Source organism: Cycloclasticus zancles 78-ME (assembly GCF_000442595.1).
Taxonomy (GTDB): domain Bacteria; phylum Pseudomonadota; class Gammaproteobacteria; order Methylococcales; family Cycloclasticaceae; genus Cycloclasticus; species Cycloclasticus pugetii.
On record NC_021917.1, the window covers coordinates 1,602,969 to 1,617,663 of the forward strand.

General features: G+C 40.9%; 13 protein-coding genes. 6 read left to right on the top strand and 7 right to left on the bottom strand.

The window, feature by feature from the left end; genetic code table 11:
* The first annotated feature begins 257 nt into the window (after positions 1 to 257).
* The 4 genes from CYCME_RS07745 to CYCME_RS07760 all read left to right on the top strand — a co-directional run bounded on the left by CYCME_RS07745 (position 258) and on the right by CYCME_RS07760 (position 3,194).
* Positions 258 to 1,676, top strand: a complete 1,419-nt coding sequence (locus CYCME_RS07745; RefSeq protein ID WP_020932699.1) for a diguanylate cyclase — start codon at positions 258 to 260, stop codon at positions 1,674 to 1,676.
* A 55-nt stretch (positions 1,677 to 1,731) separates the two neighbouring features.
* Complete coding sequence (locus CYCME_RS07750; protein ID WP_020162102.1) at positions 1,732 to 2,085, top strand: DUF4870 family protein; 354 nt, start codon at positions 1,732 to 1,734, stop codon at positions 2,083 to 2,085.
* Between the two features lie 168 nt (positions 2,086 to 2,253).
* On the top strand, positions 2,254 to 2,499 hold the full coding sequence (locus CYCME_RS07755; RefSeq protein WP_015005810.1) for a GlsB/YeaQ/YmgE family stress response membrane protein: 246 nt from the start codon (positions 2,254 to 2,256) through the stop codon (positions 2,497 to 2,499).
* Positions 2,500 to 2,579: 80 nt separating this feature from the next.
* Positions 2,580 to 3,194 (top strand): cation transporter, encoded by a 615-nt coding sequence (locus CYCME_RS07760; RefSeq protein ID WP_015005809.1) that lies wholly within the window; start codon positions 2,580 to 2,582, stop codon positions 3,192 to 3,194.
* 175 nt (positions 3,195 to 3,369) lie between these two features.
* Here CYCME_RS07760 and CYCME_RS07765 read toward each other — a convergent pair whose 3' ends face one another.
* Positions 3,370 to 4,860 (bottom strand): flavin-containing monooxygenase, encoded by a 1,491-nt coding sequence (locus CYCME_RS07765; RefSeq protein ID WP_020932700.1) that lies wholly within the window; start codon positions 4,858 to 4,860, stop codon positions 3,370 to 3,372.
* A gap of 184 nt (positions 4,861 to 5,044) precedes the next feature.
* On the opposite strand from CYCME_RS07765, the gene CYCME_RS07770 reads away from it, so the two are divergent.
* Both CYCME_RS07770 and CYCME_RS07775 read left to right on the top strand, forming a co-directional pair.
* The gene (locus CYCME_RS07770; protein WP_016390780.1) at positions 5,045 to 5,941 is read left to right on the top strand and encodes an alpha/beta hydrolase; all 897 of its coding nucleotides are present in this window, start codon (positions 5,045 to 5,047) and stop codon (positions 5,939 to 5,941) included.
* Positions 5,942 to 6,225: 284 nt separating this feature from the next.
* Positions 6,226 to 7,554: an LLM class flavin-dependent oxidoreductase gene (locus CYCME_RS07775; protein ID WP_016390781.1), complete on the top strand. Its 1,329-nt coding sequence runs from the start codon at positions 6,226 to 6,228 to the stop codon at positions 7,552 to 7,554.
* A gap of 294 nt (positions 7,555 to 7,848) precedes the next feature.
* Here the strand turns inward: CYCME_RS07775 and CYCME_RS07780 are convergent, their stop codons facing one another.
* The 6 genes from CYCME_RS07780 to CYCME_RS07805 are packed head-to-tail and all read right to left on the bottom strand — an operon-like array spanning position 7,849 to position 14,620.
* Positions 7,849 to 9,582: a BatD family protein gene (locus tag CYCME_RS07780; RefSeq protein ID WP_015005805.1), complete on the bottom strand. Its 1,734-nt coding sequence runs from the start codon at positions 9,580 to 9,582 to the stop codon at positions 7,849 to 7,851.
* Positions 9,557 to 11,302 carry a VWA domain-containing protein gene (locus CYCME_RS07785; RefSeq protein ID WP_015005804.1) on the bottom strand — a complete coding sequence of 582 codons (1,746 nt, stop codon included), beginning with the start codon at positions 11,300 to 11,302 and terminating at the stop codon, positions 9,557 to 9,559. The genes CYCME_RS07780 and CYCME_RS07785 overlap by 26 nt, the downstream gene beginning before the upstream one ends.
* Positions 11,299 to 12,285, bottom strand: coding sequence for a vWA domain-containing protein (locus CYCME_RS07790; protein WP_015005803.1), 987 nt, complete (start codon positions 12,283 to 12,285; stop codon positions 11,299 to 11,301). The genes CYCME_RS07785 and CYCME_RS07790 overlap by 4 nt, the downstream gene beginning before the upstream one ends.
* Positions 12,282 to 12,746 carry a DUF4381 domain-containing protein gene (locus tag CYCME_RS07795; RefSeq protein ID WP_020932701.1) on the bottom strand — a complete coding sequence of 155 codons (465 nt, stop codon included), beginning with the start codon at positions 12,744 to 12,746 and terminating at the stop codon, positions 12,282 to 12,284. The genes CYCME_RS07790 and CYCME_RS07795 overlap by 4 nt, the downstream gene beginning before the upstream one ends.
* A complete protein-coding gene (locus tag CYCME_RS07800) occupies positions 12,746 to 13,636 on the bottom strand; it encodes a DUF58 domain-containing protein (protein ID WP_020932702.1) in 891 nt (296 codons plus the stop codon). Before CYCME_RS07800 ends, CYCME_RS07795 begins: the two co-directional genes overlap by 1 nt.
* The gene (locus tag CYCME_RS07805) at positions 13,637 to 14,620 is read right to left on the bottom strand and encodes an AAA family ATPase (RefSeq protein ID WP_020932703.1); all 984 of its coding nucleotides are present in this window, start codon (positions 14,618 to 14,620) and stop codon (positions 13,637 to 13,639) included.
* Positions 14,621 to 14,695 lie beyond the last annotated feature (75 nt).

The window sequence follows — 14,695 nt, forward strand, 5'->3', positions numbered from 1 at the left end:
TCTCAGCAGTATTGTGCCCCTCAAGGAAGCCCTTGGTTGATCTCTTATTTGATGTTTTCCATGATTATTTATTGGCAAGTTTAGGTTGGGCTATTGGACTCTATATCAGGTTATTCTTATGGAAGTCTCAATAAACACCAAAACTTACAGTACACAACTGTTCAAAGTAACTGACCTACAATACGCCACGTTTTTCGGTCTCTATCGTGGTCCACTATTTGCTAGCACTATCGCAATAGATTTTACTGAGGTAAATTATGAATGAACTTAAGTTAGACAATATGCAATCAATGATAGCTGCGGACGAAGTAAGTGCGATTTCATCAGCACTGCTTTCCGAAATATTCCATGGTTTTGAAGAAGCTATTTTAGTTGCCGATACCAATCGACGCCTAGTGTATATGAACTTGGCAGCAGAACGTTTATTTGGTTACTCGAAACAGCAGCTGTATGGAAAAGTGTCCCAAATACTTTATGCCGATGAAAATGATTTTTCAGAACAAGGTCGGCATCGCTATAACCTAGCAAGCGAAAAGCCTACAGAAAACTATAGGATTTTATATCGCCGTTCGGACGGAGAAATTTTCCTTGGCGTAACAACAGGGACCATTATGCATTCTTCTGATGGAGCGGTCATTGGATTTTTAGGCCTTATCCGCCCTGCACGCTCAGCCGACCAATCTTTAGATGCCCTGCAAAAAATTCACAATGTAACCTCTGACCTTAGCTTAAGTTATGAGCAAAAAATAGAATCATTATTGACCATTGGCCTTAATCATTTTGGTCTGGAAACAGCCATAATGTCTCATATTGAAGGCAATGAGTATACGGTTGAAAACTGCGTCGATTTTAATGGTCAATTAAAGCCAAAAACACAATTTGACCTAGAGGGAACTTACTGTGTTCACACATTAAAAGAAAATAAAACTGTTGGCTTTCATTTTGTAGGTAAGAGTCAAATTCAAAACCACCCTTGCTACAAGAATTTCCAATTAGAATCGTACATCGGCACGCCATTAAAACTGGATGGCAAACTCTATGGAACCGTAAATTTCACCAGCTCCTCTCCTGTTGACCCTTTTTGTAAGGACGACTACATCTTGATGCAGTTACTCTCTGATACCTTCAGCTACCTGTTATACAAAAAAATATCAGAAGAAGAATTAGAAGCCTTAGCAAGAATTGACGAGTTAACCAGCCTACCTAACCGACGTGCCACCTTTGAGCGTTTGCATCAACTCATCGATCAATCCAATAGGTTTTTCAAAAAACTCTGTGTACTGTCAATAGACCTTGATCATTTTAAAAGTATTAATGACAAATACGGACATGCCGCAGGCGATCAAGCATTGGTAGAATTTGCACAAATAGCCTCAGGTATAGGCCGAAAAACTGATTTTTGTGGACGAATCGGGGGAGAAGAATTTATCTTTGTGCTAATTGGTGCAAACATAGAACGTGCAGAGGAATTTGGTAACAAACTAAGACACACTTTAGCTTTACACCCCGTCAAGCTAAACAGCGAAGAGTTTATTACGATAACTATCAGTGCCGGCGTTGCCATGTTTGACAACAACGAGTCCATTGAAAGCCTCTTAGCTCGCGCTGACGAGGCTATGTACAACGCCAAACAACAAGGTCGAGATCGCGTAATGATTGCACCACCCTCACCTTAGTATAAGGGTAACTAAGTTGAACCTGTGAGCCACAAAACTAATATGGACAAAAGTTATGAATAAACCAATCGCACAACTAGGGCCAAGCACAGATCGAACCGCTAAAACTATCTACATTCTGTATCTGGTAGGGCTTGTTTTTGGTATCACTAGCATCATTGGCATCGTCATGGCCTACCTTAACCAAAACGACTCACCGGAATGGTTAAAAAGCCATTATCGGTTCCAGATTAGGACCTTTTGGATTGGTATTCTCTTTATCCTAGTCGGCACTCTACTAGCCTCCGTTCTAATCGGTTACTTAGTACTAATGTTTTCTGTGGTATGGCTGATTATTCGCTGCATAAAAGGCCTAAAATTAATAGAGCAACAACAAGAGTACCCAAACCCAACAACATGGTTGTTTTAAACTCGTTCAAATAAATATAATGAACTTGCTTATTTTAAAAACGACATGGCCTAAAGAATGTCTACCTACCAAATAAAGCCGGTGACGGATTGATATTTTCATTCGCCAACTAATATCCCGTATGCTAGGGTAAACTTATATAAACGTTATATATTAAGAGATAAAACAATGGACATTTTAATTTTTTTAGCCATTGGTGGCATTGCTGGTTGGTTGGCGGGCACACTGATGAAAGGTAACGGTTTTGGTTTATTAGGCAATATTGTCGTTGGTGTTATTGGCGCTGTCTTTGGTGGGTTTGTCTTTGGTTTGTTAGGTATTTCTGCGGGTGGTTTGATTGGTTCAATCATCACCGCAACTGTGGGCGCTGTATTACTGCTTTTTATTGTCGGCTCAATCAAAAAAAGAGCATAAATAATACCGGTGACTTTATGCCCACACTCAATGTTCATAATTCAATTCTACCCATGACATTCGCTCTTTAAGGTAACCATATGGGATCATGTTGCGACAATAGCTGCACACTAGATGCAAAAGAAGGTAGACAGCGTAGCACGCTAATTAAGGTGCTCTGGATAAATGCCATTATGTTCGTGGTAATAGTAGCTGCTGCCTTTTATGGTCAATCTACAGCGTTAATGTCTGACAGTTTAGATAACCTAGGCGACGCACTAACCTATGCTCTGAGTTTATTTGCAGTATCTAAAGGACCCGAACTAAAAGCCCGCATTGCACTTTTCAAAGGTGGGCTAATCTTTATTGCCGCGAGTGTTGTTATCGCCCAGATAATATATCGACTAGTAACGCCCACCCTGCCAGTTTACGAAGTAATGAGTATTTTTAGTATTGCCGGCCTACTGGCCAATGGCTTATGCCTTTTACTACTTTGGCAACATCGGCACGAGGATATAAATATGAGCTCTGTGTTTGAGTGCTCACGAAATGATATCGCATCTAACTTATCTGTTCTTTTAGCAGCCCTTGGCGTGTGGTTTTTTAATTCTGGGATTCCCGATATTATCATTGCCTCTTTCTTGGCCATTATTTTATTAAGATCGTCTGCACATGTTATAAAAGGTGCCTTGGCTGAATTATCAAACCCCACATAAAGGTTGTTTTAACTGGCCTATTTATACAAAAATAGCTAACCGTCCCTAAAGTCTAGCCCTCAAAAAAGAGCCTCATCTCAACGACTAAGGCTCAAAACAGTTTAACAAGTATTATTTAAGTATCGGCTAAAGGTTGTGAAACCTTATAGAACAGACAGCTGTCTCCACTTAATAGCTACGCTTTTTTCAAATGATAATTATTAAAGTCTGGTTGACTCATTTCTTTTGCATAACGTTGTGGTGACCACGGCCACAATAATGGCACACCGTTATCATCTAAATACCAACTTTGGCAACCTGTCGTCCAAATGGTGCCCGGGAGCGCTTCATGAACTGTTTTATAAAAATCATCAACAGCTTCTTGTTTAGGCTCAATATAATCAAAAACACCTTCCATATATTTTTGAATACATTTCATGATATAGCTGCTTTGCGTCTCGGCAATGGCAATTAATGAATAGTTCCCTATAGGGCTATTGGGGCCATTTAACATAAAAAAATTGGGGAAATTTGGAATAGTAATCGCACGAAAAGCACGCGGGCCGCTTTCCCATGCCTCGGATAATGTTGTGTTATTCGTGCCTTGCATGGTCATCGGGCGCATAAAAGCAAAACCATCAAACCCTGTCGCTTGTACGATAAGATCAAGCTCATGCAAGACGCCATCTTTAGTACGGATACCTTTTGCTTCAATTTTATCGATGCCTTCTGTCACTAAGTCAACGTTCGGTTTTTGAATGGCTGGATAAAAGCTGGTGGACATCACAAGGCGCTTACAGCCAGGTTCATAATTATGCGTTAACTTAGCGCGCAACACAGGGTCTTTCACATGATTTAAATTCCATTCGCACAACTTATTGAGTATTGAACGATTCCAACCAGGCTTAACCGTTGCAACACCGACTGTTCTTTCTTGCATAAACTTATAAAGCCGGTAAAGAGACTTCCCAAGAACAGGAAACCGTTTAACCGAACGAATCCACAGTTTAGAATAAGCCTTATCAGGAATCGGGAAAATCCATTGCGGCGTACGTTGAAATAAAGTCAACTTTTTAGCAACCTTAGATAAAGGATCGATCATTTGGGTGCCTGTTGACCCCCCGCCAATCACACCAATCCTTTTACCTGATAACTCAACGTCATGATTCCAGCGTGCCGTATGAAAAACATCGCCTTCGAAGTCCTCAATACCTTCAAATTTAGGTTCGTTGATCTTATGTAACACCCCAGTTGCCGCCACAATAAAGTCAGCGGTATCTGTTTTTCCACTGGCCGTTTCAACATGCCATTGCCCATCTTTGTGCTGGGTATTGGTTATTTCTTCATTAAAGGTTGTGTAACTTGCCAATTGGTACTTTTCAAAAACTCGCTCAAAATAGGCTTGAATTTCTGAACCCGGGGGAAAACGCCGCGTCCAATGTGGGTTAGGCTCGAAGCTGTACGTATAAAAATAAGATGGTATATCACATGCAATTCCAGGATAGGTGTTTTCACGCCAGGTGCCACCTATAGTGCTACGTTTTTCATAAATACTAAAATTTGTTAGCCCCGCCTTTAGTAAGTTAATGCCCATTAAGATACCCGACATACCGGCACCCATAATAATCACCCGTGGTTCCTTAACGCCTCCATCCTTTAACGCTTTAATTGTTTTTATCGTTGACATGCCTAGCCCTTAGTTATTGTTTTAATTCTTATATTACAAATTCTAACACTCATTATAAAAACTTTTTTAGCTAATGATATTAAATATTAGCAAAAAGTTATACGCTTACTAAAATGATGAAGAATATCTGATAAATACTACGTAGTGGTTTATGGTTTACTATCAATAAATAAAGGAGGCAATAATGGCAAGCATACGAAGTCAGTTATTAGCGAAGGTTTTGCGAATGACCATTAAAAGGAAATTCACAGCCAGTCGTAATTTGGTTCAAGAACGCGATAACATGGACAAGTTAGCAGTCATGAGCGTCAAACCGGAACGAGGGCGAGTGACTACCTTAGGGGGTGTTCCCGGCGAATGGCATGAAGCGCAATTAGGCAGTAAAGAAACGACTATTTTATATTTGCATGGTGGTGGCTACGTGGTTGGATCGCCTACCAGCCATAGAGGCTTGGCAGCCATGTTAGCTAATTTAGCTCAAGCAAGGGTATTTGTTTTAGATTACCGTTTAGCACCAGAAGCCCCCTTCCCAGCTGCACTGGACGATGCAGTGTCTGCATATAAAGCCTTGTTAGATGACGGCAAAGATCCGAAAAAAATTGTTATTGCAGGTGATTCAGCCGGTGGAGGGCTTACTATTTCACTGATGCTTGCCTTAAAAGAGCAGTCCATCCCATTACCGGCTACAGGTATCTGCCTGTCTCCTTGGGTCGACTTAAGCTTTTCTGGTGACTCGATGCAAACGAATGCCAAGGCAGATGCAATTTTATGTAAGGAATCCTTAACATGGTTAGCTGATCAATACCTTGGTGATGTAGCCGCGGATGACCGACGAGTTTCACCTCTTTTTGCCGAGCTAAATGGACTCCCTCCCCTATTAATTCAAGTGGGCAGTGATGAGGTATTACTGGACGATGCCGTCCGTTTGAACAAATTTGCAAAAAAAGCAGGTGTCGATACAACGCTTGAAGTTTGGCATGGCCAAGTTCATGTCTGGCAGTTAATGTCCAGATTGATTCCAGAAGCGCACCAAGCCATTCATTCGATAGGGACTTTTATCAAAACCCATATAGATGATTAAAGGGCTAATTATTAACGTAACGTCATTAATAAAACGACTCAACTATGTGCCATTTAAACGAGCTACGAGTAATTAATGACAGACATTTATATAGCTTTTGTATGGACTATTCCCACTTTTATGGTTTATATATAGGGCAGTTCAAACGTTAGATTCAACGCATATAAAAATATAATAACAATAAAAAATTTTCTCAGAACACCAATAAAAGCTCGAAGTAGCTTAATTGGAAAGAACCTCCAAACCTAAAATAAAAACTTAATACTACAAAGAATGAGGCAACGATGAGTACAAAAAAACAGTTACACTTTGGGGCTTTTATGCGCCCAGCCAGCATCCATAGTTGCAGTTGGCGCTACCCTGATGCATTTTCAGATGCAAACTTTAACTTTAAACACCATATTCGTTTTGCACAAACCCTAGAGAAAGGGCTTTTTGATGCCATCTTTATGGCGGACCACGTTTCATTGTTAAACATGCCCGATGAGGCATTAAAACGAAGTGCAACTGTTGTATCCCTTGAACCTCTAACCCTACTGCCTGCGCTTGCTGCCGTTACAGAACATATAGGCCTAATTGCTACCGCATCCACAACCTACAACCAGCCTTACCATATTGCACGAAAATTCGCTTCACTAGACCACATCAGTGAAGGACGAGCTGGCTGGAATGTTGTGACCTCTTCTAATCCGTTAGAAGCCCTTAATTTTGGTTTACCAGAAGCAGTAGAACACGACGAGCGCTATAAACGCGGACGAGAGTGTTATGAGGTGGTAACCAAACTATGGGATAGCTGGGAAGATGACGCTATTCTTAGAAACACTGAAACGGGCATATTTGCAGACCTTGATAAATTGCACCCACCTAAACATAAAGGTGAGTTTTATGCTGTTGAAGGTGCTTTAAATGTAGCACGTCCGGTTCAGGGTTGGCCTCTTATAGTCCAAGCTGGTGCCTCTGAAGCAGGACGCCAGTTTGCCTCAGAAGTAGCAGAAATGGTCTTTTCAGCCGCTAGTACACTAAGTACCGCACAAGAATATTATGCCGATATAAAATCACGCGCTAAAGCCTACGGAAGAAACCCAGATCACCTTAAAGTTTTCCCTGGTTGCTTTGTTATTATTGGTGATACCTTAGAGGAAGCAAAAAATAAAAAACGTCAACTAGATAGCATGGTTGACCCTAGCACAGGCATGGGCTCTTTATCCATTTTGTTAGGATGTGATGCTAGCAAGTTTGATCTTGATGGCCCTCTTCCTGAAATACCCGAAACCAACGCAGTTAAATCTGGTCGTCAAAAACTTGTTGATATGGCAAAAGAAGACAATATGACTGTACGCGAATTAGCCCAATATGTAGGCGGCTCTTATGGCTGTTTAGAAATGTTAGGAACCGTCTCAATGATAGCGGACCAAATGGAAGAGTGGCTAAATTCTAATGCCTGTGATGGTTTTAATATCATGTTTCCTTACCTACCTCAGGGCATAGATGATTTTGTTGATAAACTAGTCCCAGAACTACAAAGACGTGGCGTCTATCGAACCAGCTACGAAGGTAATACCTTACGTGAAAACCTTGGCTTACCAAGACCAAAAAATCAGTACTGTGATTGAATCTTTCATCCAACGTTAATACCTTGTTAAGCCGTTAAATTTAGACTGATGAGTCAACAATATAAAGGCCCCGTCTGGGGCCTTTTTTATAGCAGATAATTTAATTAGAGCCGCAGTCTGGTTAAGCTGCAAAAGTGGTTAAGTTGTAAGTAATTTAACTTTATACACGCTCATTTAAACTTAGCCTTGCCTTAATTCAGTCAACAAATTTTCTAAATTTTAACAATAAATAAATATAATATATTACATTACAAAAATCTTTTAACTATATGATAAATATTTAATTTATTAGACCTATAGTTTATGAAGCGGTTCTAAACCCTCGGCTTTTTTATCTCTTTTTTGCAAGCGCTGACTATGTTCATTAACCAAGCCTGCCAAATCCTCACCTTTCCATTCAATATCATTGTTTGAATACAGCGCCTGATTAAGCTGTTCAATTTCTGCTTGTAATTCTTTGCTGCAATACCGGCTTATTTGATCAAGTTCTTTGCTGTTAAATTGTACAAAGCCCCAAGTTATTAACGCCTTTTTTGACTCTTTAGGATCATTCGCTTTACAGGCTTGTTGCAGGTCTTTAATCGCTTTTTTCACTGAGCTATTTTCTTCGTCTATTGAAGAGCTTGAAGAACGTCTAAACCGTCCCTTTATAACCACCCACACAAGAGTAATTAACCAAGCTATTGCAAATATAATAGCTAACCATTTCCAATAATGCTCTGTGGTATTAACCGTTGCTGCCTGATCAAGCCTGTCTATCTCAGTAACTAATTTTTGATTAGGCTCTGTGGCTATAACCTGCGGTATTTCGACCGATTCAAGCGCAACGGCAGTAATGGTCATTTCTGGAATAACGGCTGTTTCAATACGCCCTGTTATTGTATTGAACCAAGGCACCTCTATAGCGGGTAATGTATAGTCCCCAGCCTTAGCAGGAATAATAGCTGCTTTTTGTTCTCTCAACGCTATAACGCCGTCTTCTTCGCTTTGGATTCTTAACAAGGGCTGATCTGGATACACTTTAAGCTGCGAAGACGCTGTATCAGTATTTAACTCTGGTAGTTGACTGGCCGTTACACCTCTCGCCAACATTGTTAACGTTCTAGTTAACGGCTCCCCTACTGTTACGCTTAACTCGTCGTTTGACCAAGTTTGTTGTAAATGAACACTTTTGGCAGCCAACCAATGCTCACCTGTAAAGCTTGCTGGCGCAGGTTGCACATCAACATTAACTGCTTTTGATTGAACCCGTTTAGTTTTTGTACGTTGAGTATTAAACAGACTGCCATTCCATGACCGACCGGCACCGGTAACCACTTGTGCTGTTAATACCGTGGGTGGAATTGTTAATGGCCCGCTTTGTTGAGGAAAAATGGCATATTTACGTTCGAAAACCGAATAATTAACCCCATTTAACTGCTTGTTATACTGCTTATCTTCACCTATTTTTTCAACGATGGCATTGTCGATTGTTGGTTCAGAAAGTGATGCTTTTGAAATTTGCACACGCTGGAATAAACGTACGGTATACAATAATTGAGACTGAACATAAGGCTGCTCTGGCGAAACCTCTACTTGTAAATATAGGTCATCATCAATGTCCACTTTATCGCTTGTGCTGTTTGCTAAAACCGTAATGCTCAGCGCTTTTGATACATCATCACCAAATGATATAGCCGGAATTTGTTGTGGACCGGTCTGTTTTGCCATGACATCTAAGGTCCAAGAAATAGACTTTGTTGATCGGCCATTAACCCAAGAAGATTGACTGCTTTTTTGTTGATTTAACACCTCAAACTTATCATCCAATGGGCTAAAGTCCGGATCATCATCAGGCGACTCCTCCATACTAAAAATTAACTTAAAAGATTCGTTAATACTGACTGGATTTCTATCAACAGAGACATTTATATCAAGCGCAATACTATGCGTGCTAACTAGAAAAACTGATATTAAAACAAAGTATTTCAACAGGTTATTTTTCATCATTGCTGCCTTTTTCTTAACGTTGTAGCTGTCGTTGACCATATTGATACTTAAATTTTCGTTTTAATAATGCCGCAGGGTCATCTTGAATACGTTTTAACCATTGCTCAGCCGCTTGTTGTTCTTCATTAGAAAGCTCTGCCGTTGCCGCTTGCTGCTGCTCACCCACCTCTTTACTGTCGTTCGGCCTGCTTTCCTCCTCGGTATTTTCTGCAGACGATTCCTGATTAGCTGACGTTGATGACTCAGCAGCCTGATCTTGCGCTGCCTCTTTAGACTCGTTGGACGAATCGTCCTTATTATCGGCTGGTTGTGTATTGGATAGCTGATCTGCTTGTTCGGCGTTTTTAGAGTTACCCTCTCCCTCTTGCTGTTTGTCTTGACCTTGATCACCTTTAGGCTGTGATTTGTTTTGAGCCTCTTCAATCAGTTTCAAATTATGTAGTGCATCTTCATTATCAGGGTTTAATTTTAACGATTGCTCATACGCCTGTTTTGCTTCATTTAATTGACCCGATTTTGCTAGGCTATTGCCTTTGTTATACAGACTCTCTGCTGTTTCAATTCCTTCAAGTTGCTCTACAGCTTGTTGGTACTCACCTGCTTTATATTGAGCCGCTGCTTTCCACTCTGGTGAGGTGAATTTTTCTGCTGCTTGCTGAAACTTTTTTTCTTCAAATAGCTGTTTTGCTTGCTGATTTTTATTCAACCAAAGCGCGTCCCATTCCACCGCATAACTGTTTTCGGCCAGTGGCATAATAATAAAAACCAACCCTATTAGTAGCCCTTTCCTAAAACCAAAGGCAGCCAATGGCAAGACCAACAATAGCAACCAAACGCCCCTATCATTCCATTGCTCAATCAGTCCATTATTATCATTAGCAAGTTCATCTAACACCGGCCGTTCTAGGCTAGATAACATTGCTTTAATATCACTATCATCAGCCGTCATTGTTCCGTAGTGCCCGCCTGAACGGCTCGCTAACGATGCAAGTTCTTTAGCGTTTAATTTGGCAATAATAATATTCCCTTGATTATCTTTTAAGAAACCACCACCAGCTTGTTTAACCGGGCCACCAGCAGCTGTTCCAACCCCCAAAATAGAGACAACATAATCGCCCAGCTCTTTTTCTAATGTTTTTGCCGGTTGCTTAATACCATCGGTTATAAGAAAAATATTACCCTGCTTTTGACCGGCTTGTTGTAAAAGATTAACGGCCAACGTTAAAGCCGCTTGTGTATCTTTACCTTGCCGTGGCATTAAACTGCTTTCTAAGGCATTCAGCTGGTTCTCAATCGTTGCCACATCGCTAGTTAATGGCGTAACGGTAAACGCATCTGCTGAATACACCACCAAGGCCGTCAGTCCGTCTTTTCTTTGTCTTAAAATATCTGCAATTTTATAGCGGGCACGCACTAAACGGCTGGGTTTTATATCAGTCGCATTCATGGTTTGCGAAAGGTCTAAGGCAATAACCAACGCCGCATCATTACGAAATGCAGGTGTTTCTAAGCGTTCCCATGTTGGGCCTGCCAGTGCAACAATTGATAATAAAACGGCCATTGATAAAGCCCCGACTACCCAATAACTTTTAGACGATTGTTTATCTTCTAAAATAAACGGCAATAAGGCTGCATCACACACATCGGCCCATTCACCTTTAGCCAGTGTGTTTTTAACCGATACAAACATTAAAGCCAGCGCCGGAATCAACGCCAATAAAAAATAAGGTCTTATAAAATGAAAGTCTGCCCAGTTCATATAAGCCTCAAACGAATCACAGTAATAATGCCCAATAACAATAAACTTAGCGCTAATGGCCAAGGGTATAGTTCACTCATGGGGCGATAAAATTGCTTATTTTTCTCAACAGGTTCTAGTTGATCTAACAGCTCATATATCTGCTCTAGCTCTTCTTTGCTGCGCGCACGAAAATATTGACCATTTGTTGCCTCTGCAATGGCCGTAAGGGTTTTTTCATCAAGATCACGTGATGGATTAACTTTACGGTTACCAAAAAAACTGCGTACCAACATTTCATCTGCACCAATCCCAATGGTATAAATTTTAAGTTGCTGGTCAGCTGCCAATTTTGCAGCTTGAAGGGGGGTAATTTCACCCGCTGTATTCGCTCCATCTGTTAGCAGAACTAGCACTCGACTGTTTGCTTGCTCATCCTTCAAATGTTTAACAGCTAAACCAATTGCATCCCCAATAGAGGTTGCCGGCTCATCATCAGTAATACCAATAAATGCTTCGTCTAATAACGTTGCAACTGTCTTACGGTCAAAGGTTAAAGGTGTTTGCAAATAGGCTGTAGTGCCAAACAATATTAACCCTAACCGATCGCCGATGCGTCGCTCAATAAAGTCTGTTGCCACATATTTGGTAGCTGTTAAGCGATCCACACGGGTGTTTTCAATAACAAAATCTTCCTCTTTCATACTGCCAGATACATCTACCGCCAGCATTAAGTCACGTCCACTCACTGCTTGTTCAATAGGCTCACCCAGCCATTGTGGTCGAGCAGACGCCAACACTAATAACACCCACGCGATAACAGCCAACCACAAAAGCCAAGGCTGTTTTGCTGAGCTATACCGTGCCTTAGCCTCACCAAAATCTTCTATAAAAGGGATTTTTAGGGCCGCTTGTGTATCTGCTGTATAAGCCGGCAAAAGCCAGCGGTATAGCAATGGCAACGGTAATAATAAAAATAATTGAGGCCACTCGATATGAATCATTGGTGTTGCCTCTTTAACCAACATTCACACAATTCAATTAAGTCATCTATTTCTATGTCTTCTGGCGCTGTCTGCCGATAAGGCGCTTCAGATAAATAACGTCCTATACCGGTACTAAATGGCGTACCGTCTACCGATTGATCTAGATACTCCAACCAGTCTTTACCCGTTAAACCTGCCGTCTTATTGCGCGGATTCACACTGATAGAAACACGACGCAGACACATAGATAATTGTTTAAGTGTGTTTAATTCATCGTTGTATTTGGATTGCTTTATATCAACCAATAAGGCTGATGCTGCTTTAATCGCCGTACGACGTGTTAATTTTTTATACAACCACCAAGCACAAACCAAAGCCACAACAACAACCAGTAAAACAAGCCACCAACCTAAAGCAGGTGGCCACCAGCTAACCTCAGCGGGTAAATGAATGTCTTTTAAGGGCAGTGCTTCATTCATTAACTTAACACCTCATATGGATCATCAACGGTGCTACATTCAAGCAGTGAAATTCGCCATTTTTTACACAATGTTGTTAACTGTTGTTGCCTGTTTTTAAAATGTTGTTGATAGGCTAATACCCGCTGGTTATCGCCAGTATCCAGTACTGTTTCCTGTTTACCATTAGTAAAACGATAGCACCCTCTGCTTGGCAAATAGCTTTCTAGCGGATCATAAATATGTACTAATTGAAGTTCGCAGTGTTTAGCTAATTTAGATAACTGTTTTTCAACATGATTATTTAAGCCACGAAAATCACTAACAATATATACCAAGCTACCAGGTCTGGCATGTTGCATTAAGCGGTTAAGAATTTGCTCTAACGAGAAAGACTCTGTTATCGATAATGTAGGTTTAACCAACGCATTTAAAAAATGTAAAACAGCTGAGCGGCCATTGGCTGGCTTTAACTCTTGGCAACCGTGCTGATTAAAAACCTGACCGCCTACTCTATCGCCATTTAACTGAGCAGCCCACGCTACTAAGGCAGCCACTTTAGACGCTTGTACCGATTTGAACACACCGCGTGTTGCAAAATTCATAGTGGGTCGTAAATCAACAGAAATAAAAATGGGTCGTTCACGTTCTTCACGAAATATTTTGCTGTGTGTTTTATTCGTACGAGCAGTCACTCGCCAGTCAATACTACGGATATCATCCCCTGCTTGATACAAACGCACTTCATCAAACTCCATTCCACGGCCTTTAAAACGTGACACATACCCGCCATTTTGGGCCGACTGTATACGATGCCGACGAGTTTTTAACAGCCCCGCCTTTTTCGCTAAATCGACCATGGGTTTTAACTGAACAGAAACCCGTTCGTTTTGTAAAACAGCCTGCTTCATTTAAGGCACAGCAACTCTATTAATTAATTCTTTAATAAACCTATCGGCTGTAATGCCCTCTGCTTCGGCTTCATAAGACATAATTAAACGATGTCGTAATACATCGTAGGCAATATTTTGAATATCTTCCGGGGTAACAAAATCACGTTGATTCAACCACGCTTTGGCTCTAGAACAACGGTCAAGCGCAATGCTCGCTCTTGGACTAGCCCCGTATTGAACCCAAGCAGCTAGATCATCACCATAAGCAGCCGGTTCACGTGTTGCTAATATCAATTGCAACAGATAATCTTCCAGTTCGTCACTCATATACACGTCTAATATTTCCTGACGTGCTGCAAATAACTGTTGCTGTGTTATCGGCTCGCTTGTTGCTTTTTTAGTATCACCGCCTTTTTCCTCGCGGCGGGCTAAATGTAAAATCTCTTTTTCATGTACTGCCTTAGGGTAATCTATTTTTACATGCAGTAAAAACCGGTCTAGTTGTGCCTCAGGCAAAGGATAAGTGCCTTCTTGTTCCAATGGGTTTTGCGTAGCCATTACCATAAATAAACTGGGTAACTGATAACTGGCACCACCAACAGTAATTTGTCGTTCTGCCATAGCTTCTAATAAAGCGGCTTGAACTTTTGCAGGCGCACGGTTTATTTCATCCGCTAATACTAGATTATGAAATAAAGGCCCTTTTTGAAACTCAAACGTACCCTGCTGTGGTCGATAAATATCCGTACCGGTTAAATCTGAGGGCAATAAATCTGGTGTAAACTGAACCCGGTGAAAGTCTGCTTCAATCCCTTTACTCAACACATTAATGGCACGCGTTTTAGCAAGCCCAGGAGCCCCTTCAACTAAAATATGGCCATCTGCTAACAAGGCAACTAACATTCTTTCTACTAATACGTCTTGGCCAATAATCTGCTTGCTGATCGTCTCTTTAAGTTGCTGAATAACCGCTTTAGAATCGCGTAAACTACTTTCTACCATGGTTTATTTATCCTTTTTAATGCTGAGTTTTATACAATATTGCGTTTACCGGACCCAATATTTATTTCTAATCCG